Below are 23,649 nucleotides of genomic sequence, written 5' to 3'. Positions count from 1 at the left end.
AAAAAATGTAATGATGCCTGACACCTTAACTATTACTTGCCTTGCTAATCTTGTATTCTTCTAAATCCCCATAACGTTCTTTTTCAATCTGCTGTAGTGTTTTACCTTGCGTATTTGGTGCCATAGCAATACCGATGATTGCGTGGATGACTAAGAACGCAATCATGACAATTCCAGCCACCTTAAATCCTAGCGTCAGCATTAATGTTGGCAGGATGAAGGACCAAATCGCGATACCGGTACGAACGATAAAGTACATGGCGCCCTGTGCGCTGGCACGATAGCGAGTAGGGAATAGCTCACTTGTCCATAATGCATAGAAGGCTTGTGCTCCGATACCTGCAGCAGAACCCCATAGGATAACAAATGCAATTAATGTCGGCCAAGTCATTGGCATGAACGTTAGGATAATCCATGCAACGACACCCATCACAGCTCCGATACCGAATAGAAGACTGCGACTCACTTTATCTGCTAATTTCATAAATCCAACATACGTAGTCACTACTGTTAACATCCATAGGAAGGCCTGCAGCATGTTTGCCTGACCTGTTGTCAAACCGCCGACATTTTCATAAATATAAGGCATGAAATAACCCATTGCTCCTGCTGTTAAATTCCAGAACATGTAGATTCCAATCAGCATAAATAATGCTTGACGATTTACTTTTAGTGAAAACAATTCTTTAAAAGAACTCTTTTGTACAATCCCACGAGCTTCATTTTTAATGTCTTGTGCTTTTTGCTCTTCCCAAAGTTTTGATTCGTCTAAGCCTTGTCTCATATACCAAGTGACAGCGGCGACAACTAAGAGGTGAAAGAAGATAATTCTAGATCCAAGTAATCCAAGTGGCGCTAACGCAACCGCTAAAGCAAAGGTAATCATCGGTCCTATTGACCAAGCAAGCTGCGCGGCACCTACGTGGGCTGCACGTTTATCTGTTGGAGATTCTTCAGCAATATAGGTCCATGCAACCGGTACCCCGCCGCCGACCGCAATACCTGTAATGACGGTACCGATTAAGAGCATTGGGAAATTCACGGAAACCGCAATGAGTAGAATACCTACCATGTACATTAACAAGTCATAGGTAAAAATAAACTTTCTTCCATACTTATCTGTTAAAGGCCCGCCAATTAAAGCACCAATTGCGGCACCAAACGCATTCGCACTCAATGCACTTAATAAACCGACTGCTATACTATCGATACCAAGATAAGCCTGCCAAAGTGTTAAACTGCTTGCTGCTGCAATAATCGAACCTGCTTCAATATAGTTAGCCATCGCAACGGAGATGGTGGCTTTCCAGCCCGTTGTCTTCTTGGCTCCTAGCTTTGATACATTGGCCATGATGTTTCCTCCTATGAATAATAAATTAGTCCATATGAAAAACTTCTTTTAAATCTAATGAAACCGGGCTTTTATCCGGATTTGTTTCCATTACCGGTTCCATGTATTCCCACCATTTTTGATTGATGCTAGTAGCGGCCATTTGACTCCATATTTCTTCATCTTCAATTTCCAGATAACCAAACAGCTTACTTGTTTCCTTATCTAAAAAAATCGAATAATTCTTGGCTCCATGCTTATGCAGCTCGTCAACCATTTCAGGCCAAATCTCGTTGTGACGCTGCTCATATTCTTCATGTTTGTCCGGGTACACGGTCATGATGAAGGCTTTTCTAATCATGCTGGTTCTCCTTTCTTTTGTTGTAATCGCATTCATTTTATTTATATAAAATATTTTTCCTGCTCTTTTAGGGGAGATACCCTGGAGGCATTGAACCCTTGGGTATCCCGCTCTTATGCTATTAAACTAGTTCAGCGACACACTCTTCTGTAGTACGCTGTGCTAATACTTCCTTTTCGTAGGACTTTACATCCTCAAGCCAGTTTTCCTTTGTTGGAACTCCCATTTTTTCACAATAGTAATCCCACACGGCGCCAAATGGATAAGTTTTGAATTCCTCCATCAACGCTAATCTTTCAGTAAAATTTCCCTCTTCCTGGAGCTGCTTCAAGTACTCATTTGGTGTTAATAGAGCATATAGCAGGGCTTTAATCATATTGCGTGTCCCAATCGTCCACGCTGCCACACGATTAATGCTTGCATCAAAGAAATCAAGTCCAATAATGGTGCGGTCTAGTGCATCATTGCGAACAATTTCGAGAGCAATTTCACGCAGCTCATCATCCAGGATGACAACATGGTCGCTGTCCCAACGAACCGGTCTTGAAACATGCAGCGCCAGCTTTTCGCTGAATAGCAGCATCGAAGAAATTTTATTTGAAACTGTTTCCGTTGGATGGAAGTGACCTGTATCCAATAGACATAATTTATTGTTTTTCAATGCATAGCCCATATAAAATTCGTGAGATCCCACAACATAGGATTCAGAGCCGATGCCAAAAACCTTACTTTCCACAGCATCGAGGTTATAGTTTTCATCGACTTCGACGTCAAAAATTCTGTCTAGAGAATCCTTTAATCTTTGCCTAGGTGTCAGACGATCGCTCGGAACGTCCTTATAACCATCTGGAATCCAAATATTTGTCAGTGCAGGTGTACCAAGCTCTTTCCCGAAATATTCACCGATTTTACGGCTGCCGATACAATGCTCGATCCAAAACTCACGGATTTCTTCATCCGGATGTGAAAGAGTAAGACCGTCTGCTGCCTTTGGATGCGAGAATAGGGTTGGATTGTAATCTAGACCAAGGCCGTTTTCCTTTGCCCACTTCACCCAGTTTTCAAAATGCTTCGGCTCCAGCTGATCACGTTCAACAGCTTCTCCATTTGTTTCTGCATAGATGGCATGCAGGTTCACACGATGCTTACCTGGAATGAGTGACAAGGCTTTTTCCAGGTCCTGGCGCAGTTCCTCAGGTGTTCTTGCTTTTCCTGGATAGTTTCCTGTTACATCAATTCCGCCGGATAATTCACTTGGATTTACCTCAAACCCTCCTACATCATCGCCCTGCCAGCAATGAATCGAAATCGGTACATTTTTTAGTTTTTCTAATACTTCATCTACATGAATTCCCCATTTTTCATAGGCTTGCTTTGCTGATTGAAAGTTTGCTAGAATAGACATTTTTTTCTTCCTCTCTATTAGTTCATTAAGGCTGCTAGAGGCATATATTTTTTCACGTCAAAAGATTTCCTAATGACTGAACGCGCTTCCATAATATCGTTCATCTCACCGAGCGCCATCAGTTGAGCAGCAATATTGCCAATCGCTGTCGCTTCAACAGGTCCGGCATACACTTCCTTCTGCGTGACTTCCGCAATCAGCCTGTTCAGCATTTCATTCTGGCAGCCTCCGCCAATCACATTAATTCGCTCGAATTTCTTTTCAAAAATCATCTCAATTTCTGCAACTGTCGCCTGGTAGCTTGCCGCTAAACTATCATAGACACATTTAGCGACTTCGCCCGGTGTGCTAGGTATAGGCTGGTTATTTTCCCTGCAATAGTTCCGTATTTCTTCTATCATGTTGTCAGGCTTTAGAAAACGATCGTCATTTACATTGACAATGGCCTTAAAACCCTTAGCTTCTTCGGCCAATGCGACAAAGTCAGCAAAGGAATACTCATCATGGTAGTTCCGTTTTACCTCTTGGATCATCCAAAGCCCCATAATATTTTTCAAGAACCGGAAACGGTGGTCCATTCCACCTTCATTCGTGAAGTTGTATTCCATCGCTTGCGGAACACAAATCGGAAAATGGTTCTCTACACCAATCAATGACCAAGTGCCCGAACTGATATAAATGGTTTCATCCTCTTCAGGCACCGAGATAATCGCTGAACCTGTATCATGTGTTGCCGGAAGCACCACCTTCATATCAAACCCAAGCTCAGAAACTAGTTCCTCTGATAGATTCCCGAGAATTGTCTTCGGTAATTGAACCTCCTGAAACATTTCTTTATTAATCCCTAATGTATCCAGCAATTCTTCGTTCCACTTTTTTGTAAAAGCATTCACGAGCTGTGTTGAGCTGGCATTTGTGTATTCGTTTGCTTTTTTTCCTGTTAATAAGAAATTGAAGTAATCAGGTATCATTAAAAAGGATTTGGCTTTTTGCAGGATTTCAGGATGATTCTTTTTAATCGAATATAATTGATAGATGGTATTAAATTTCTGGAATTGGATTCCGGTTTCGAAATAGAGATCTTCTTTTGGAATCAGCTTAAAAACCTCTTCCATCATGCCATCTGTCCGTGGATCGCGATATGAAACGGCGTCCGTTAATCGTTGATCCTGTTCATCTAATAGCACAAAATCAACGGCCCACGTATCAATCCCAATACTATCCGGCTGAATCCCCATTCTTTTGCACTTTTTTAATCCGTTTTTTATTTCTTGAAAAAGCGCATCCACATCCCAGCAGAAGAACTCGCTTTTTTTGATTATTTTATTTTCAAAGCGATGAATCTCTTTTAAGTGCAATAAACCGCTTTCAAGATAGCCTAAAATAAGTCTTCCGCTGGAAGCTCCGATATCGACGGCGATGCTGTACTTTGTCATTTAACTCTCACCTCTCAGTTGCAGCCGCTTTTTGAATTATTACGAAATAGTTATGGATGTACTATGATAGGTTTTCATAAAAATTATCCTTATTTGCAAAATTGTGGCTGTCGGCTACTTTCATCACAAGAGGACATCATTCTGTAAAAACCCCATGTAAAAAATCTGAATATCCGTAATATACTTCTTTTATCTAGTGGATATAATCGCTTTCCACATCTCTATAATACTTGATTTTGACAAACTTCCTATGTCGGCATTTAGAAGAATTATTGTCCTTATTTGCAAAAAAGGAGAACACAGTAAATGGTTAATCTACCTTGTTCTCCCTGAATTTTTTAGGCGTTACACCAAATTTATTTTTAAAAATACGATAAAAATAGCTGATATTATCATAGCCGACACGCTCTACAATTTCTGTAATAGGCATCTCAGTCCCTAGTAATAATTGCTTTGCTTGACTCAGCCGTTTTTCTTGAATCAGCTCTTTAAATGTATAGCTTGTAGAACTTTTAATTTGTTTACTTAGCGCATAATGAGGCTGGTGCAGCTTTTCAGCCAGCTCATACAACGACGCAGTCTGGTAATGGACATCAATGTACTTCATGGTTTCCACCATAATATATTGATGGGCAGGATTCTCTTCATTCTGTTTGAGCTTATTGGAATGCTTGATTAGTTCAACGACAAGTAAGCCTGTATACAGCTTAATAAAGGAATCAGATAGCAGCGAAGAATTCCTGATTTCCTCGATCATTTTAATAATAATGTCTTGTATTTCTTTAACTTCAGAAATGGCAAAGTAGAGATATTGCCCATTTTGTGTATGATTATAGATGCTGTTAATGAGGAAATTACTAATCATGTTATCTGATGATAGGAAAGTAAAGATAAACTCAAAAAATTGCGGCTGAATAATAAAGTTGATGATAATGTCCTCTTCTGCACTGGCCTCAATTTCGTGGTAAATATGCTGATTTAACAGGATGAGCTCTCCCTGCTGCAAACAAATCCTTTCATTACCAACCTTTTGCTTGAGCTTTCCATTTAAAACATAATTGATTTCAATATAGTTATGACGATGCATAGGAAAGTCAATAAATCGCGTGTGTTTACGTATCTCAATCATTTTGTCCTTGCCCAGGAACTTTTCACCCTCAATCACAAAGGCAGACTGAGTGGTATAGAGGTCTTTCTTAACCTCTTTTTTCTTTTTCTGATTGACAATCAATTTTTCTTCCTCATTCAATTGCATTAATTCCAACAAAAGATCATTCGTCATCTCATCACCCGGATGGTTTTTTTTTGGCAGACTCACCTTAGTCATTGCCTTGGTGATTTTTATTATGCCATTTCCTGAATGAGCATAGCTATGATATTTGTCTACATAATAACCATGCTAATTCATCGACAAATTCCGGGGCGTCACTGTGGTTGACCCCCTTATAATGGACATATAGTATAGATAGAAACACGACATACCAACATTTCGGGGGGACAACTAGAATGGCTAAAAAACACACAAGTGTCGAAGTTAAGTTAGAAGCTGTACTTCAGGTATTAGACGGTAAAAAGTCAGTTATAGAAGCTGCGGACGATTTAGGTGTACACCGTGATACAGTAAATAACTGGGTCAATGCATATAAAAGGAAAGGTGAAGATGGCCTTAAAAATCCAAGTTCCCACAGGTCCCCTCAAACCAAAAATAATAATCAAAAAGTACGAGAGTTAGAGAAAAAATTAAAAGAAAAAGAATTGGAAAATGAAATATTAAAAAAGTTCCAGGCCTTTCTCAAGGAGAACGAATAAGCAAGAAATTTGAAGCTATTTCGTACTTGAGGAAGGATTATTCAGTTATCCTTCCTTGTACTGTATTAGGTGTATCTACTAGTGGTTATTATGCCTATCTAAATCGACCAAAATCACAAGTGTCTACTAAAGATCGTAAGTTACTAACCAAGATAAAACGTGCTTATTCTCACCACAAAGGAACCTATGGAGCCAAAAGAATCGCAATATATATATCTTCCAAAGGAACACTGGTTAACCATAAAAAAGTAGCTCGTATCATGAGAGAAGCAAATATTAAAGCAACAGTACGACGTCCCAAAACTACAAAAGAAGCCAAGGGGAAGGCTGTTGGTTATGTCTATGAAAACCTTCTTAATAGAGATTTTGAGGCCATTCATCCAAATCAAAAATGGGTAACAGATATGACTGAGGTCTTAGTTGAGGGTAAGAAGTTTTATATTTCAGCATTAATGGATTTATTTAACCGAGAAATACTTGCCTTACAAATTAGCTCCAGTCCAAATCAGGAGCTTATTAAAGCTACTATTGAAGCTGCTCAAAAAAGAAGAAAATTAAAGTCATTAGAGGGCGTTGTGATCCATAGTGATCAGGGCAGCGTTTACCGCTCTTTCGAGCATAATAAACTGGCTAAAACACTAAAGTTCACTCCAAGTATGTCTCGTAAAGCTAACTGCTGGGATAATGCCGTTATTAAAAGCTTTTTTTCTCAACTGAAAACAGAATTCCCTTGTTTCTATACGGTAAATCTTCATTCTTTTCAGCAGGATTTAAAGAGCTTTATTCGCTATTACAATGAGAAACGAATCCAAGATAAACTCGGATTCATTTCTCCTAAAGATTACTATTTAAATTACCAAAAATTAGCATAATGTCGAATTTATTAGTGTCTATTTATTGGGGGCTTGACCACTGTCACCGACAAAATCTTAAAAAGCCGTTTTCTACTATGAAAGCATCTTCCATGGTTAATGTTGAGGAGAATGTTACTTTTTCTTCTGATTCATTGACTTGAGTGTCCGCTGCTTTGTCACCAAACGTGATATCAGTACCGGAAAAAGGAGTGAGGCGTGAAATGGACTGCGGGTCCCCTTCTCCAATGGCTATTACTCGGACCTGATATTTGCCAGACTTTAGACCCTCAATATTTGATAAATCAAGGAAGGTTTCATTCACTTGCTCATCGATTGTAAAAATAACATCCCTGTAGTCATCCAGCTTGTTCTTCTGATAGATGATCACTTCATATCCTGTTGCAAGATCAACTGGATCCCAAGAAATTTTGGTACCATTTGTGACAAGGTTTGCAGGGGATGCTAGTTGTACAAAACTAGATAGTTTTTCCTGAGCAGGAAGCAAGTTTGCATACCCTGAAAAACTCTCAATCTCTGCTTGAGTCCAGCCAGCCTCTAGCGCCCGATTCAACTCTTCTTCTGCATATGTGACAGATTCTGCTAACATACTTGGGCTATCATCTAAGGCAAATTTCAACGACCCTAGTCGGCCTTCCAGTCTGCTCTTCATCTCTTCTTTTATATTTGAAGAATGATCCCCGTTTTGAACGACTTCACCATTCAAAATAGGACGAACAAAATAATAATAATTCTCACCAGGTTTTGGATTCTTATCAATGAAAGATTCTGTCCCTGTGCTAATTACATCTGAAATAAGCTCAGCATTTTCAAAGTGATCATTTAACCCTCTATAAACCTTGTACCCTGTTACCTCGGACACACGACTATCCTGCCAATGAATCACATTTCCCGCTTCAATTCGATGCGTTTCTAATCCAGTCGCTTCAGGATAAAAATGAATTTTGAACTCTTCACTTAAGCTTCCGTGCTCATTTGCTGCCGTAACCTTTACTAGAATCGGTTCTAAACGGTATGAATCCATCTCTTCCTGATTAAATAGCGGTTCAAGCTCTATCGTATGGCCATTAAGCTCAGCACGAATTAAATCCTCACGCTCTACCGATATTTCATATTGCAGGTTCTCTCCCTCAAAATACTGATCTAATGAAATACCTGCTGAGGTCAACCATTCTGAGTAAGACTGATCCTCCACTTTCATTTCCTCATTAACGAACTTTGGCGCACCTTGGTCATCAGGATTTTCACCCGAACCAGGCACTCCCTCATCATTGCTTGAAATCGTGATGGTTTCACTGTATGGTTGAATCGCAATCGGTGAATCCTCTACAGAAAAGATGATTTCAGCTTCACCTGAAATGGGCTCACCATTGGTAATATCACTGATTGTGAAGTTCCTAAAATTAAATCGATCCACTACCTTGGAAAATTCCTTATCCGCTGTTTTAACGGTTATTTTTCCATTAACATACTCAGAAGTATGGATTAAATTTTCCCATTCATCCAATGCTGCCTTTTCAATTGAATCAACTTCCTGACCAGTTGAATCTTTTACGGAAACATCATAATAATAATCGAACGGAGTATTCACATCCATTGAAGTACCCTCAAACTCTGAATTCTTCCATTCAACATCAAACTTAAGCTTATCGTCAACTTTTAAGGTTTGATTATTTTGTATATCGATTGATTTTATATCAAAAGCAATTCTCCAATATTCTTCGCCTTTTTCAATGGAATAGATTGGCCTGATGCTCTCATATTCCCCCTTCGTCAAATAAAGAGAAGTAATTCCTTCTGGCATTCTAGGGTGATAGATTACATTATATTTATCTCCTAAAGAATATAATGGAGCGGCCCCATCAAACTTGTAATTGACTGGCTGACTTTGCTCTATTTCAAATGTAACAAGAGCCAATTCCTCTTCAGTGAACTGGATTTTATTGTTCGTTTCAGAAACAGTAAAGTTGTCTTTAAATAAGCTGTAGGACGCATCCGTTCCAACTGTATTATATTGAATATTATAGGTCCCGACAGGTACATAGGATCCTGTTGAAACATAAGCAGATAAAATTCCTTTTCCGCTATCATTTGTTAAATTAAGCGCTAGATTATTATGTTCTTTTGTTTCGTCAGAGAATGGTACCTCTGCTTGTAAAAGAACATGATTTTCAGTCGTTAATGGCTTAATGGTTCCACCTTCGAGCTCTTTTTTCGTTAATTTTTCAATAAAAAGATATCGATTCGTTTTGATAACGGCGTAATAGGTATCTGCTAACGAAACATCAATATTGGTCACGTTAATCCTATATCCATTCTCCTCTTGAACCTTTTCTGGTGTCGAAAATTGAGCGGTATTGGAACCCATATTTTCCCGATAAGCGATAATTTCAACATCTACAGATGGAAGGTTAGTAAAATGCTCACCTTGAAGTGTAAAGGTAATACTTCCATCTATAATGGAATCCTCACCTTTGCCATCCTCTACCTTTGTTGTTAAAAAGTAGGTAATAAAGCGTTGTAATTCCGCTGTCTTTTCATCTATTTCCTGCTGGCTGTAGCCATATCCCTCATGCATTTCCTCTGCCTCTGCAATCAGAGCCTGAAGGGCTTGAAAATCTTCCGCAGGATATTGACCTGGTTGTGTACCAATCGTTACTTGATTAGCAAGGCGCTGCGCCCGATGCCATTCATATTCAAGTTCTTTTCGGTCGACATGAACGATATTGTTTCTAAATTCTGTGATAGAAGCTTGGAGACGGCTTACTTCAGAATCGATCATATCTTGTGTTTCTTCATCCACACTTGTATTTTCATCATAGATTTTTTGGGCTTGATCCATTGCTGACTTTAGCTGGTCCAATGCTTCTTGAGTCACATTGCCTTCTTTGTCCCCAATGGCTGCCTTTTCACGTAAATTCTCAGCTGTCAAAAGCAATCGTTGCAATTCGAAATTATCGAGTATCTCAGTGAATTCAATCGGGTGGCCTTCCTCCGCTACTACAGTAACACCGACTCGTTTTACAGCCTTTTCGATATGGGCATTATCACCATATTTAATAGTTGCATCGCTGCGGATAATCAATTGCTCTATATTACTATTAATTTGGATATTTTCATTTCCTTTATCAATAATCACATTTGTAACCGGTGCTGAAATAATCGTATTCGCTTCAGATTCAATCCAAACGGTTCCATTGATAGCTGCGTCTTCACTTTCTGCTCTTACCTGGATAGCTGAACCTGAAGTAATTTTAATATCACCCTTGAAGGTTGTATTACCGATTAGGACAATGGATTGATCCCCACCACCATCAAAGGTATGCATGGATTCCTCTGCATCCTTAACATTTAATAGGGTTAAATCATATACGGTGTCCGCGATAAGCAGATTATGAATCGTTGCGTTTTCTATTGTAATATCATCGCCATATACAGATAGATTCTGTACAATTGAATGATTGAAATTTATCGTTTCTTTTTCAATTTCCTCAGGTATGATTATTTCCTGTTTGATTATTCCCCTAAAATTGGAGGTAAATCCTGCAGTTATTTCAATCTTTTCTACGCCTGATTGTCCGACAGCATAGTTAAACGCTTCATTTGTTGTGACTTTTGCTGTTTTTCCATCATCCTTTAGCACATATCCTTCAGGAATGAATTGATCGGATAATTCATTTATTTTAGCAATTACTTCTATTAACTTCGTTTGAAGTTCTGTGCTTACTAGCTCTCTCTGTGAAGGTGTCAAGGCATTCCATGCTGTTTTTGCCTCATTTACAGCCGTTTCATCTGACAATGAGAGTGCATCCACAGCCGGTAAAGCTGTAATTTTCTCTATTACTGCATTGGCAACTGTTTGATCTGGTGCTGGTGTGGTTGGAACGCCACCTCCTCCAGAACCTCCACCGGTTGATGGACCTGGTGCTGGTGTAGTATCCGGATTGGTTGATTCATCCTCTTTGTTTTCCTGCTGGGATTGCTGTGCCCGAAAGATAAAGGTAGCCAGCTGCGCGCGGCTAACTGGATCATGCGGGGCAAAGGTTGACTTTGTTTTCCCTTCGGTTACTCCATTATCATAGAGTGCCTCTACAAATTCCCCATACCAGCTATTTTCTGGTACATCTGTGAAAGTAGTTTTTGAGTCCTGCTTGTCCTTCAGCTGAAAGGCATGGGAAATCATCTTCGCCATTTCCGCACGAGTGATTCCTTTTTCAGGTGCGAATGTATCCTTCGTCACCCCTTGGACAATTCCCGCTTTTACTAAAGCCGCAATTGCACTGTAGAAGCGATAATCTGTCGTAACATCTACAAATCCTGGATTTTTTACATTTTCCACTTCCAGCTGTAGAGCCTGAGCCAATATGGATGCTGCTTGACCACGAGTGATGGCCTGGTATGGTCTGAACGTCCCATCCTCATACCCCTTAATCGCACCCTTTTCTGTTAGGTGAAGAACAGCCTCATAATAATATGTACCACTCTCTATATCTGTAAAACTAGCAGCTTCTACATTTAACGTATTACCTGGTAAAACCGCAGCAACCGATGAAGCCATAACCGTTGTTGCCATTGTTGCTGAGATAAATTTCTTATAGTTTTTTGACCTAGCCAATGAAAGACCTCCATTATTCATTCTCTAATTTGAAATAACCTTTATTCACTTTCCCTGAATATGAGTCGTTTATATGTCTGGTCTTTCAGCGAAAAACCCCATTATTCAAAATTTTCCATATAGAGACGCAATTCACGTTTTATCATATAGTAATATTTTACTAGCAGTCAACCACTATGAACTGGGACAGGAGGACAGGTCCTTCGTCCCACCAAATATTCCCAAAAATTTCTCTACTTGCAGCGTTTCCTCTAACTAATAACCGAAGAACTCAGGAGCAAATCTATCCCAGAATAAGTAATAAAAAAAGCCATATCACTATAAGATATGACTTACTTCCTACCCTTTTCCATGATCACTTTTGGGTTCAGTTCAGACCTGTCCCTGTATCCCAATCGAAATTCGACTATTTCAATTACTATAGGAGTTCCAGCATAGATGGTTCCTCCTATGTTTTTAATCATTAATTTTTTCTTTTTGATTTTATAAGCCTTTCCCTCCTGCATGATTCCATTAATGTAGAGATTACTATATTTGCTTTTCCCTTTATAAGGGAATTTTTTTATGGATTTTCCAGCATCATTGATGAATTGGTATGCAGGAATCACCTGGTATTTCTCCAGGCAGATATTATGTTTTGCTTGATAAAAGAATCTAGTTACTCTGGGCTGAATGTATATATTTTTTATCAAAAGTGAAAAATCACGAAGAAATTTTTTATGCGGACGTGATGATTTACGAGCCATAAAAAACTGTCCTTTCTTCTATCAAATTCGCTCGTCGAATTTGCGTCCGGATTACCTGAGCTCACTCGATAAACTACCTTTAAAAAATCCGTGACATCCGCCGGAGGCTTAACTTCATTCAGCCAGGGTTTGAACCCCCACTGAATCGAAGCACCCTTTGCATTCATCTCCCACTTGTAGAAGTGGAGAACTTCTGATGAATGAAGTTAAGGAGCCTGCAAGACTCCTTTTTCTTTTTCATTAGGTTGTAACCGTTGTAGAAGAAGACGGAGCATAATTTAGAACCTCAACAACAATTGGTGTATCTGCTGGAATGTCTCCTCCTCCTGCTGGAACATCAATAGCCAATGAACCGACACCGGTTGCACCAGGTGTATAGGTTGAGATACCTTCCATTTGTAATACACCATTCACGTAAACATTAAAGTAGCTATTATTGGCGGCTAATGTCGGAAGCGATGTAACTTCTGCACCTGCATCGTCAAAAAAACTTGCCGCATCAATGGTTAAAGTAGAACCGGCCGCTGTTAAAGCGTTTGTGACATGAAAAAATCTTGTATCCGCAGGAACAATTTCAGTGGTGGTTGTAGCAGTAACAAGAAGCTTCATCAATTGGAGTGCCATATTGTGTCACCTCCTTTTTCAATGATTAGTATTATTCTATTAAGGAATTGGACAAGTTGATTGTTTGTTAGCTGATTTTTGAGGGACAAAGGTCCCTTGCCCCAGCATAGGATAACGGACCTGTCCCTATGTCCCCATTCCTATTTTCCATTTTTTTCTTTTATTTTAAAAAAGCCTCCTGTATACTAATCTCGAATCGAATAGAAATAACTAGGGGAGTCCAATGAGTTGGGCTGAGAAAGGAACGCGTTGAAGTTTCTTGACTCTTGGGACCTGATCTGGTTCATACCAGCGTGGGGAAGTTAGCATAATTGTAGCCATACTACTTCTGCATACAGATTAGCCGGGTCCAACCTTTGATTGGATACCGGCTTTTTTATGTACTTCATAAGCGTTATCAGCTTTCCACTTGTTGTGATCGGTATCTTGTCCTTTATTTTTCAAAAAAAGGAGAGATTTATGATGTCCATGTCCAACCATTCTGCAAACGAACAAAGAATTTCCATCAAGGCAAATTTTTCAGGTAGCAAGAAGGTTTATGTCACTGGTTCTCGGCCTGACATGAAGGTTCCGATGCGGGAAATCGAGTTAAGCCCGACCAGTGGTTCTTTCGGAGAATCCGAGAATCCACCTGTTCGTGTATATGACACGAGTGGACCTTATACAGATCCAGATTATTCCGTTGATATTACGAAAGGTCTTCCTGCCCTTCGCAGCCCATGGATTCATGAGCGTGGCGACGTGGAGGAGTATCTGGGTCGGGGTATCAAGCCTGAGGATAATGGCTATCTAAAGGCAAACGATCCACGCGCCAATCGTAACGTGTTCCCTGGGTTAAAGCGGAAACCATTACGTGCGAAAAAAGGCCAAAATGTTACGCAGCTTCATTATGCCAGAAAGGGAATCATCACGCCTGAAATGGAATTCATCGCGATTAGGGAAAAGATGAAGCCTGAATTCGTACGGGATGAGGTGGCAAAGGGTCGGGCGATTATTCCGTCTAATATCAACCATCCGGAAGCCGAGCCCATGATCATCGGTCGCAGCTTTCATGTGAAAATTAATGCGAATATTGGCAACTCTGCTGTTTCATCCTCGATTGAGGAGGAGGTTGAAAAAATGACCTGGGCAACGCGCTGGGGCGCTGATAATATTATGGATTTATCTACCGGAAAAAACATCCATACGACACGGGAATGGATTATTCGTAACGCAGCGGTGCCTGTGGGAACGGTCCCACTCTATCAGGCGCTGGAAAAAGTAAACGGGGTTGCGGAGGATCTGACCTGGGAGGTTTACCGTGATACTTTAATCGAACAAGCCGAGCAGGGCGTGGATTACTTCACGATTCATGCGGGAGTTCTTTTACGATATGTCCCGTTAACCGCCAAGCGTGTAACGGGGATTGTCTCTCGCGGTGGTTCGATCATGGCACAATGGTGCTTACACCACCATAAAGAAAACTTTTTATATACACACTTCGAGGACATCTGTGAAATCATGAAATCGTATGATATTGCCTTTTCATTAGGAGATGGCTTGCGTCCTGGCTCAATTGCCGATGCAAATGACGAAGCACAGTTTGCCGAATTAGAGACTCTTGGAGAGTTAACGAAAATCGCTTGGAAGCATGATGTCCAGGTCATGGTCGAAGGGCCGGGGCATGTTCCCATGCATCTGATTAAGGAGAATATGGATAAACAGATAGAAGCATGTCAAGAAGCCCCTTTTTATACACTGGGACCTCTGACAACCGATATCGCTCCTGGCTATGATCACATCACATCGGCGATTGGAGCAGCGATGATTGGCTGGTATGGTACTGCGATGCTATGTTATGTCACGCCAAAAGAACATTTGGGGTTACCGAATCGGGATGACGTTCGTGAAGGGGTTATCACGTATAAAATCGCAGCCCATGCGGCTGATTTAGCAAAAGGACATCCGGGAGCACGCCTTCGCGATGATGCCCTATCGAAAGCTCGTTTTGAATTCCGCTGGAGAGACCAGTTTCATTTAGCCTTAGACCCTGAACGCGCCATCGAATATCATGATGAAACCTTACCTGCAGAAGGAGCCAAAACCGCCCACTTCTGCTCCATGTGCGGGCCCAAATTTTGCAGCATGAGAATTTCCCAAGATATTCGTCAATACGCAAAAGAAAACAAACTTGATACGAACGAAGCGATTGAAATAGGTATGAAGACCAAAGCTCAAGAATTTAAGCAATCCGGCGGAAACCTCTATCAATGAAAAACGCGGGGACTGATTGTCCCCGCATTCGGATTATCGACAAATAGCGGGTGGTGCCTGTCACTTTCTTCCAAATACCGACAAATAACGGGTGGTGCCTGTCACTTATATACGTTCTCCCCCTCCCTTTCATTTATTCCGCATTCATAATAGACCATTGTACAATTTAATGAGTGTTGGTTTGTGCTTTTGGATAATTCAAATGGGTAATTATTATCTATATAATTTGTTTATAGAATCATTATTTGCATTTGGAAAGGAGAAATACCATGCAGCGTCAAAAATTGGTTATTGCATTAGGAGGCAATGCATTAGGGAAAAACCCTCAAGAACAAATTAGTTTAGTTAAGAAAACCGCAAAGACGATTGCAGAATTTGCAAAAGACGATTATGACATAATTATTGGACATGGAAATGGTCCTCAGGTAGGAATGATAAATCTGGCATTTGATTTTGCTAGTCTTAATGATAAATCAGTTCCATCCATGCCATTTGCTGAATGCGGGGCTATGAGCCAGGGCTATATTGGTTACCATCTGCAACAAGCAATTCAAAATGAATTGGCTAAACAACGTATTTTTCGACCTGTGTGCACAGTAGTAACTCAAGTAGTTGTAAATCAATGGGATTCCGCCTTTTTAACCCCCACAAAACCTGTAGGTATTTTTTATAGTAAAGATCAGGCTGATAGGTTTGCAAAAGAAAAAGGCTTTGTATTTGTTGAAGATGCCGGTCGGGGCTATCGTAGAGTGGTACCTAGTCCATTACCAGAGAGAATTGTCGAATTAGGCTTGATAAAGGAATTAGCAGATAGAGGTGAAATCGTTATAACAGTTGGCGGTGGCGGTATCCCTATTATCGAGGGAATAGACGGGTATCAAGGAGTTGCAGCTGTTATTGACAAAGATCTTTCATGTGCTAAATTGGCAACTGATATCCAAGCAGATATGTTGTTAATTTTGACAGCGGTAGATCAAGTCTGTGTAAATTACAATACAGTAAGCCAAAGAGGCCTAAGTTATCTTAGCACTGAAGAAGCAAAGAAGTATATTATGGAAGGACAGTTTGCAAAGGGGAGTATGCTTCCGAAGGTTGAAGCCTGCTTAACCTATTTGGAAGCATGTCCACAGGGTAAGGCAATGATAACGTCCTTGGAAAATGCACCCGCCGCACTAGCAGGAAAAACTGGTACTGTAATTGCGACATCCAAGGTGTTGGAAGAATATTTAGTGTTAGCTTAAAAGTAGTAGTAAAAAGCCAGGAGAATCAGCCTGGCTTTTTCATAGATATATTTCACTTCATTGTTTCATATATTTTCAATGCAATTTGTAAATTTAACGTATCGTCATTATCTGTAAAATTGATTGATAATACTTCCTCTATTCGCTGAATTCTTGCTCTTAGTGTGTTTTTGTGAATAAAGAGACTTTCGCTGGTTTCTTTATTAGAAAAATTATTTTTAAAGTAAATTTGAATGGTATTTAATAGTTGTGTATTGTACTTACTATCATAATCTATGATTGGCTTGATAAAGCTATTAAGTAATTCCTCAAAATAGATATTTTCAATATCCCCCTTTTTGTCTGTGAGAAGTCTTAAGAAACCTAAGTCTTTATAAAATTGATACTTTTTTGAGGAGTTATTTTTTAAGATAAAATTCAGTGCGTGCTTTGCCTCCTTTAATCCTAAAGCTGCTTGTTCTAACCTTCTTAATTGGCTAATTCCAGCATAAATATCATTACTAGAAAAGTAATATTGGAAGAGAGAAAGTAGATTCCCAATCGACTTTACTGAATTACGTATCGATTCCCCAATAAAAATAATTAATTGTTCTTCCTTAATAAAAACTAGTATTTTTGAATAATCATAATAATATTTCTTGAGAAAGTCTATAATATTGTGTTTTTCAGCCATACTCCATAGTTGTTTTTGCTGATTATCAAGTAATTGGAAAATACAAATATAGTAGTTATTCTCAATCGGATGTCCAATCGATAACTCAAATCTAATTTTTTGTGTACTTGTAAGTTCTGTGAGATTAAGAATCTCATCTAGTATTAGTTCCCGATAATAAAGATTAGCTTGATATAAATCTTTATAAATCATATTTTTTAAAACGAGGATTTGGGCGAAGCTTTGAATTTTTAGCATCAAACTATTTTCAATGATGTTTAAGTTTTTGTCTATTTTTATAACGATATAACCTATATGGATAGTTGAGTCCTGTATGGGATAGATAGCAAATTGAAATGAACTCGAACTATTATGTAAGCCCAACTGGATATATCCATTTATTGGATCTCCTTGTAAATCATAACCAATCGTAAATTTAGAATTTACGTTAATTTCGAAGTCCTTCAATTCATTGTGCCAATCGAAGTCCGAAGATGCGTCAATAATTTCATCGTATGTATTTATTATAGCAAGAGAGTGTCCAATTGCTTTAGAAATGCTTGTACACATATTATCAAAGGAATGGTTTTTCAGTACCGAATTTATTATCGCACTTTGAAATTGATCTGATTCAATAATTATTTTCTGCTGCAACTTAATAATTTGTTGTGTTATAGGTGTAATTAACTCACTCCAGCTATATTCATCAGATACAATTATTATTGGGAAATTAATCATCTCAGAAAGAGTTAATATTTCAGATGATATGTATTTTATGAATTTATTTTTCGTAATGATTCCAGAACATTTTTTCTCACTTAGTCTTTTAATAAATTCAGCATCGATTACAGTTTCGAAAAAATTACCTGCTATTAATAACTCGTAAGGCTTTATCCATTCATCAATATTGGCGATATCCATGATTGTTATGCTTGTAACTTTTCTAGATATGTTCCCGTTGCCTGTAAGGAAATATGAATTGTTAAACTCCTTAAGTTTCATAATTTCATTAATTGTAAGAATCATATTCTTATCACCTTTCCAATCTTGATGCGTATATAGGTGTGTAGAAAATTACCTTCCTCTAGATGACACCATTTATTGCGAGAATATTATCCCGAAATTCCAAATAGCTTCATAAGTAGTATAATGAGCGGAACAGCAATAAGGGTTTTTTCAATAAAAAGTACTAACAATCCAAAGAAACGAATTGGCATTTTTGATGTAATAATTAATGTGCCTACTTCTGTCATATAAATAATCTGTACTAAAGATAAAGCTCCAATGATGAATCGGGTTTCAAATGATTCAATGTTTGCTGCAAGAACTGCGGGAATAATCATATCCGCAAAGCCGGCAATTGTTGCAGGTGCTGCTGCAAAAGCCTCCTGAACACCGAAAAAGTCCAAATAATATCCAAATGGAAGAGATATCAAATTAAAAATCGGTGTGTATGTTGCAAGAATTAATGCAATAGTTCCATAACACATAACTATTGGTGTAAGGATAAAAATAATACCCAAAAACATATCTAATCCTTCGTATAAAATACCAGTGAAAGAAGCAGCTGATTTTGCTTTATTCACGCCTTGTTTCAGAGCCCATTCAGACTTTTTGATTCCCGCCGGAACCTGTTCGTTTACCTGCTTTCCAACATTGGGAAGATATTCATCTGGGTACTTACATAGCGGTGGAATCCTTGTCATGATAATAATACTGGCAATACCAGTAATACACACTATTGCATAGAATGGAAAAAAGAGAGAGTCTACATCTAACATTGCTGCTATAACAAGACAAAATGGTAGAGAAACAGCAGAAAAACAAGTAGAAATAATAATCGCTTCTTTTGCTGTATAATAGCCTTTTTCATATTGAGATGTTGTTAATACAACTCCAACGTTACAGTTTCCAACCCAAGAAGCTAATAAATCGACCGCAGACCTTCCAGGTATCTTAAAAAGAGGACGTGTATAATCACTAACAAAAGTTCCAACATATTCCATTATTCCAAAGTTCATTAGTAAGGGTATTAAAAAAGAGGCCGTAAAAAACCAGGCAATTAAGGTTCCTGAAAGATTTAACATTGTTAATCCTGTATCCGGAGCAATCACCAAAGCCGGGCCAAATCCAAAGTAACACATGACTGTGATAATCGATCCTAATACCCTTACACTTACATAATAAGGAGTTGTATAAAATAATTTAGCTAGTAATGCTTTCTCAAGTATGAATCTTGGTTTAAATAATATTGTGACAGTAGAAATGAAAGCGTTTAAACAAATTAGGATCGCAATTAATAAGGGTGCGATGGGTTTGATGAATTCTGCTAGACTTTCAGAAATAATTCCAATTGGGACATTTATTTCTCCACCCCATGGAAATGGAAACAAAAAGATAAGCACTCCACATAAAGATGGAATTAGAAATTGCAATACCTCTTTTTTTGTTGGCTTTGATTCATGAGATGTTCTTGAAGCAGGAACAGCATTGTTGGGTATCATATCTCAGATCATCCTTTCAAAATCCCTTAATTTTGTAGTTTCATATTCTGTTATTATTACGACCTTTTCAAAAAACCACCTACATATATTATAGCTAGTACAAAAACGTGCATCTATGTGACAAAGTACAATTCATTTACAGAGATATTGTACCTTTGAATAATTCAAACAGCATTTGAACTAAAATATAATTCGATTGTAATCAACTTATACAACCGAGAGGAGAATAATAATGACATCAGTATTTCAACAAAGAAGTCTATTATCAACTAAAGATTATTCTAAAGAGGAATTAATCTATTTAATTGAGTTCTCAGAACACTTAAAAGAGATGAAAAAGAGGGGAATTCCACATCGATATCTTGATGGTAAGAATATTGCTTTATTATTTGAAAAGACATCAACGAGAACTCGCGCTGCGTTTACTGTAGCAGCATTGGATTTAGGTGCACATCCAGAATTTCTAGGGAAAGATGATATTCAATTAGGTAAAAAGGAAAGTGTGAGAGATACTGCTCTCGTATTGGGATCTATGTTTGATGGTATTGAATTTAGAGGCTTTAAACAATCAGTGGTTGAAGACTTAGCAAAATATGCGGGGGTTCCAGTTTGGAATGGTTTAACAGATAAAGAACATCCAACACAAATGCTGGCTGACTACATGACAGTAAAGGAAGAATTCGGAAAGTTGGAAGGGCTTAAGCTTGTTTACTGTGGTACAGGACGGAATAACGTTGCAAACAGCTTGCTGATTACCGGTGCCATCCTCGGTGTCAATGTTACAATTGCCACACCTGAGGAGTTATTCCCAACAGAAGAGATCCAAGTAATTGCAAGAGAATTTGCTAAAAAGAGCGGCTCTGTTATTGAAGTAACATCTGATGTAAAAGCTGCTGTAAAAGGAGCAAACGTTATTTATACCAATGTATGGGCAGCGATGGGTGAAGAAGGACAATTTGAAGAAAGAGTGAAACTGTTAAACCCATATCAGGTTAATAAAGAACTTTTACAATATGTAGGAAATGATGATTATATTCTGCTACATTGCCTACCTGCCTTCCATAATACAGATACCATCATTGGAATGGAAATGTATCAAAAATTTGGTGTTGCCGAAATGGAAATGACTGATGAAGTCTTCTATTCTAAAAATGCCCGACAATTCCAACAGGCCGAAAACCGTATGCATACAATTAAAGCAATTATGGCAGCAACTTTAGGTGATTTATTTATTCCTAGAGTATAAAAAGGGATATAAGTGCTTATATACTTTTCAAAATAGGAGAGGAGCACGCAGGAAATGGAAGCAGCAAAAGTTCTAGAAGAAGATGTTGGTACAAAAAAACTAAGTAAGAAAAAAACCTTCAAATCTCCAAATGTTTATGTAACATTGTTTTCGATTATCGTTGTTATTGCCATTTTGACGTGGATTATTCCTGGTGGAGAATATCAATTGAATGAAGATGGGCAAGCAATTGCGGGAACCTATCAACAGGTCGAATCAAATCCACAAGGTATTTGGCAGGTATTAATGGCACCGATTGTTGGTATGATTGGTGGTGAAGGATTTTCGGGTGCGATTGGAATTTCATTATTTGTTATGTTATTTGGTAGTTTATTAGAGATGATGGATCGGTCAGGTGCTATAAAAATTGCCTTAAGAAATATAACAATGAAAAATCAACATAATTCCTATAAGCTAATTTCTATACTAGTAATAATTATGGGGATTTTAGGCACCGTCGAAGGCGCTTATGAAGAAGGCTTTGTTTATATGCTGATGATTATGCCCGTAATCCTCGGTATGGGCATGGATCCACTTGTAGCTCTAGCAATTGTTGTGCTTGGTACCCAAGCAGGCTGTTTAGCTTCAACAATTAATCCATTTGCGATAGGAGTAGCTTCTGAGATTGCAGGAATCAGCCCCGGTGATGGCTTACTCATGAGAGCAATCATGCTTGTTGTATTTTTGGCTGTAACTATTATTTTTATTTGCAGATATGCTGATAAAGTGAAGAAAAACCCAAAATTATCACCACAGTTTTTTAGGAGACAAGAGGATTTAAAGGAATTTCCTGTATCCCAAGATGAAAATACTGTGATGAGTAAAGAGCAAAAGCGAGTATTACAATTGTTTATTGCCTTATTTACCATTATGATTATTGCATTAATTCCATGGGATTCATTGAATTCAAATTGGACATTCTTTATCGATTTTAACAATTGGTTAATTGGTATTCCAATAATTGGAACTATACTTGGTACTGAAATGGTTCCATTCGGTCAATGGTACTTTAACGAGCTTTCGATGTTAATACTGGTTGTTACTTTCCTATGCGGTGTAGCCATGCACATGAAGGCCGGACAAATTATTGATGTAATATTGAAGGGTGCAGGAAGCCTTGTAGGCACAGCTCTAATTATTCCGTTAGCACGTGGTATACAAGTTGTTATGAATGAAGGAATGATCACACCTACGATTTTACATTTTGGAGAAACTGCACTTGGTAATTTATCTCCAGCAACCTTTGCTGTTGTGAGTTTATTATTCTATCTTCCATTAGCTGCTTTAATACCAAGCTCTACCGGATTAGCCGCTGCGACGATGTCTATTATGGCTTCACTATCTAGATTTGCATTATTACCAGAAAGCCTTGTTATTACTGCTTATGCGGCAGCTTTAGGAATAGCGAAAATGATTGCGCCTACATCCATCGTTGTTATGACTGGATGTCAATTAGCCCATGTAAGCTATACAACATGGATAAAATACTCCTGGAAATTTGTTCTGGGGACGTTAGTGTTAAGTGGTATTTTCCTATACATCGGAACATTACTAGCTTGATAGTTTTAAATATGATTTTCTAATAGATATTTAAATGAACATAATTAATAGTAGTCTGATTATCTATGTTAAAAAGGCATATGAAGGGAGATTTTTAATATGGCAGAAAAATTTTATGTGAAAAATGCAACAAATAAATTAGAACAAGTTCTAGTATGTTCGCCATTATATTATAAGTTTAATGCCATCAATGAAATAACTAAGAGTTGGATGGAAAAAGGAGATACAGAGAAAAATAATGTAATGGTTGAAGAATGGGAGGCCTTTCTCGATATCTATCGGGAAAATGGAGTCGAGGTAATCAAAATGAAACCAGATCCGAAGCTGGAAGTAATGACTTTTGCCAGAGATTTCGGAGGTATGATTAAGGAAGGTGCCATTATAGGTCATTTTCGTCATCCTGCTCGACAAAAAGAAACAGAAATCTATGAAGCAAAATTACAAGAGTTAGGAATTCCTATAGTTGCACGTGTAAATGCAGGCTGCTTTGAAGGCGGAGACATTTGGATGCTAGATGAGCATACAATTGCTTTAGGTCTGGTTGATCGTACCGATGAAGCAGGTGTTGCTAATTTAAGAGATCAACTATCAAAATACGGATATACTGTTGTAGGTGTTCCTGTACCTCCAGCAAACCTCCATTTAGATATGGTTTTTAATATTGTAACTGAAAGTGTATGCTTAGCTGCAACTAGAGAGCTTCCTTATCATTTCTTAGAAATGGTAAAGCGTCGCGGGTTTACTATTATTGATGTACCATCCGAAGATGTATTTAAGCATGGCTGTAATGTACAAGCAATAGGCGATAATAAGGTTATAGCCATTAAGAATAATAAGGCAATCAATGATAAGATGAGAGCAGCAGGAGTTGAAGTTATTGAGGTTCCTTTCGATCAGGTGTTACATGGTGGTGGAGGACCACATTGTTTAACCTTCCCAATTAAACGTGCTTAGAG

17 protein-coding genes and 1 riboswitch are annotated in these 23,649 nt (G+C 38.4%); of the genes, 7 read left to right on the top strand and 10 right to left on the bottom strand.

The annotated features are described in order from the left end of the window. Positions 1-25 precede the first annotated feature (25 nt). From BQ5321_RS01210 to BQ5321_RS01190, 5 genes are all read right to left on the bottom strand, one after another. Positions 26-1,351 (bottom strand): MFS transporter, encoded by a 1,326-nt coding sequence (locus BQ5321_RS01210; protein WP_071392808.1) that lies wholly within the window; start codon positions 1,349-1,351, stop codon positions 26-28. A gap of 25 nt (positions 1,352-1,376) precedes the next feature. After that, positions 1,377-1,691: an L-rhamnose mutarotase gene (gene rhaM / locus BQ5321_RS01205; RefSeq protein WP_071392807.1), complete on the bottom strand. Its 315-nt coding sequence runs from the start codon at positions 1,689-1,691 to the stop codon at positions 1,377-1,379. Positions 1,692-1,812: 121 nt separating this feature from the next. Beyond that, the gene (gene rhaA / locus BQ5321_RS01200; protein WP_071392806.1) at positions 1,813-3,096 is read right to left on the bottom strand and encodes an L-rhamnose isomerase; all 1,284 of its coding nucleotides are present in this window, start codon (positions 3,094-3,096) and stop codon (positions 1,813-1,815) included. A gap of 17 nt (positions 3,097-3,113) precedes the next feature. Continuing rightward, a complete protein-coding gene (gene rhaB / locus BQ5321_RS01195; RefSeq protein WP_071392805.1) occupies positions 3,114-4,532 on the bottom strand; it encodes a rhamnulokinase in 1,419 nt (472 codons plus the stop codon). A gap of 310 nt (positions 4,533-4,842) precedes the next feature. Continuing rightward, a complete protein-coding gene (locus BQ5321_RS01190; RefSeq protein WP_071393022.1) occupies positions 4,843-5,814 on the bottom strand; it encodes an AraC family transcriptional regulator in 972 nt (323 codons plus the stop codon). Between the two features lie 224 nt (positions 5,815-6,038). Between BQ5321_RS01190 and BQ5321_RS01185 the strand changes: the two genes are divergently transcribed. Then, positions 6,039-6,341, top strand: a complete 303-nt coding sequence (locus tag BQ5321_RS01185; RefSeq protein ID WP_071392804.1) for a helix-turn-helix domain-containing protein — start codon at positions 6,039-6,041, stop codon at positions 6,339-6,341. Positions 6,342-6,367: 26 nt separating this feature from the next. Continuing rightward, complete coding sequence (locus tag BQ5321_RS01180) at positions 6,368-7,213, top strand: IS3 family transposase (RefSeq protein ID WP_084786582.1); 846 nt, start codon at positions 6,368-6,370, stop codon at positions 7,211-7,213. 43 nt (positions 7,214-7,256) lie between these two features. Here the strand turns inward: BQ5321_RS01180 and BQ5321_RS01175 are convergent, their stop codons facing one another. The 3 genes from BQ5321_RS01175 to BQ5321_RS01160 form a co-directional block, all read right to left on the bottom strand. Beyond that, the gene (locus BQ5321_RS01175; protein ID WP_071392802.1) at positions 7,257-11,828 is read right to left on the bottom strand and encodes an S-layer homology domain-containing protein; all 4,572 of its coding nucleotides are present in this window, start codon (positions 11,826-11,828) and stop codon (positions 7,257-7,259) included. 332 nt (positions 11,829-12,160) lie between these two features. Beyond that, positions 12,161-12,574 (bottom strand): DUF4183 domain-containing protein, encoded by a 414-nt coding sequence (locus BQ5321_RS01170; RefSeq protein WP_084786580.1) that lies wholly within the window; start codon positions 12,572-12,574, stop codon positions 12,161-12,163. Positions 12,575-12,814: 240 nt separating this feature from the next. Continuing rightward, positions 12,815-13,198 carry a DUF4183 domain-containing protein gene (locus BQ5321_RS01160; RefSeq protein WP_071392799.1) on the bottom strand — a complete coding sequence of 128 codons (384 nt, stop codon included), beginning with the start codon at positions 13,196-13,198 and terminating at the stop codon, positions 12,815-12,817. A 202-nt stretch (positions 13,199-13,400) separates the two neighbouring features. Continuing rightward, positions 13,401-13,515, top strand: a riboswitch (TPP riboswitch). Positions 13,516-13,666: 151 nt separating this feature from the next. Here BQ5321_RS01160 and thiC point away from each other — a divergent pair. Beyond that, positions 13,667-15,451: a phosphomethylpyrimidine synthase ThiC gene (gene thiC, locus BQ5321_RS01155; RefSeq protein ID WP_071393021.1), complete on the top strand. Its 1,785-nt coding sequence runs from the start codon at positions 13,667-13,669 to the stop codon at positions 15,449-15,451. Positions 15,452-15,720: 269 nt separating this feature from the next. Next, complete coding sequence (gene arcC, locus BQ5321_RS01150) at positions 15,721-16,692, top strand: carbamate kinase (protein ID WP_071392798.1); 972 nt, start codon at positions 15,721-15,723, stop codon at positions 16,690-16,692. 52 nt (positions 16,693-16,744) lie between these two features. Here arcC and BQ5321_RS01145 read toward each other — a convergent pair whose 3' ends face one another. Next, positions 16,745-18,370 (bottom strand): PucR family transcriptional regulator, encoded by a 1,626-nt coding sequence (locus tag BQ5321_RS01145; RefSeq protein WP_071392797.1) that lies wholly within the window; start codon positions 18,368-18,370, stop codon positions 16,745-16,747. 86 nt (positions 18,371-18,456) lie between these two features. Then, positions 18,457-19,848, bottom strand: coding sequence for a YjiH family protein (locus BQ5321_RS01140; RefSeq protein ID WP_084786579.1), 1,392 nt, complete (start codon positions 19,846-19,848; stop codon positions 18,457-18,459). A 232-nt stretch (positions 19,849-20,080) separates the two neighbouring features. Here BQ5321_RS01140 and argF point away from each other — a divergent pair, with 232 nt between their 5' ends. The 3 genes from argF (at position 20,081) to BQ5321_RS01125 (ending at position 23,647) form a co-directional block, all read left to right on the top strand. Further along, positions 20,081-21,094, top strand: coding sequence for an ornithine carbamoyltransferase (gene argF, locus BQ5321_RS01135; RefSeq protein ID WP_071392796.1), 1,014 nt, complete (start codon positions 20,081-20,083; stop codon positions 21,092-21,094). 54 nt (positions 21,095-21,148) lie between these two features. Beyond that, positions 21,149-22,693 carry a YfcC family protein gene (locus BQ5321_RS01130; protein ID WP_071392795.1) on the top strand — a complete coding sequence of 515 codons (1,545 nt, stop codon included), beginning with the start codon at positions 21,149-21,151 and terminating at the stop codon, positions 22,691-22,693. A gap of 99 nt (positions 22,694-22,792) precedes the next feature. After that, the gene (locus BQ5321_RS01125) at positions 22,793-23,647 is read left to right on the top strand and encodes a dimethylarginine dimethylaminohydrolase family protein (RefSeq protein ID WP_071392794.1); all 855 of its coding nucleotides are present in this window, start codon (positions 22,793-22,795) and stop codon (positions 23,645-23,647) included. Positions 23,648-23,649 lie beyond the last annotated feature (2 nt).

The sequence above is a fragment of the Bacillus tuaregi genome, assembly GCF_900104575.1.
GTDB lineage: Bacteria > Bacillota > Bacilli > Bacillales > Cytobacillaceae > Bacillus_BD > Bacillus_BD tuaregi.
The sequence above is the reverse complement of the archived record's forward strand: the minus strand, read 5'-3'. Positions and strand labels throughout refer to the sequence as shown.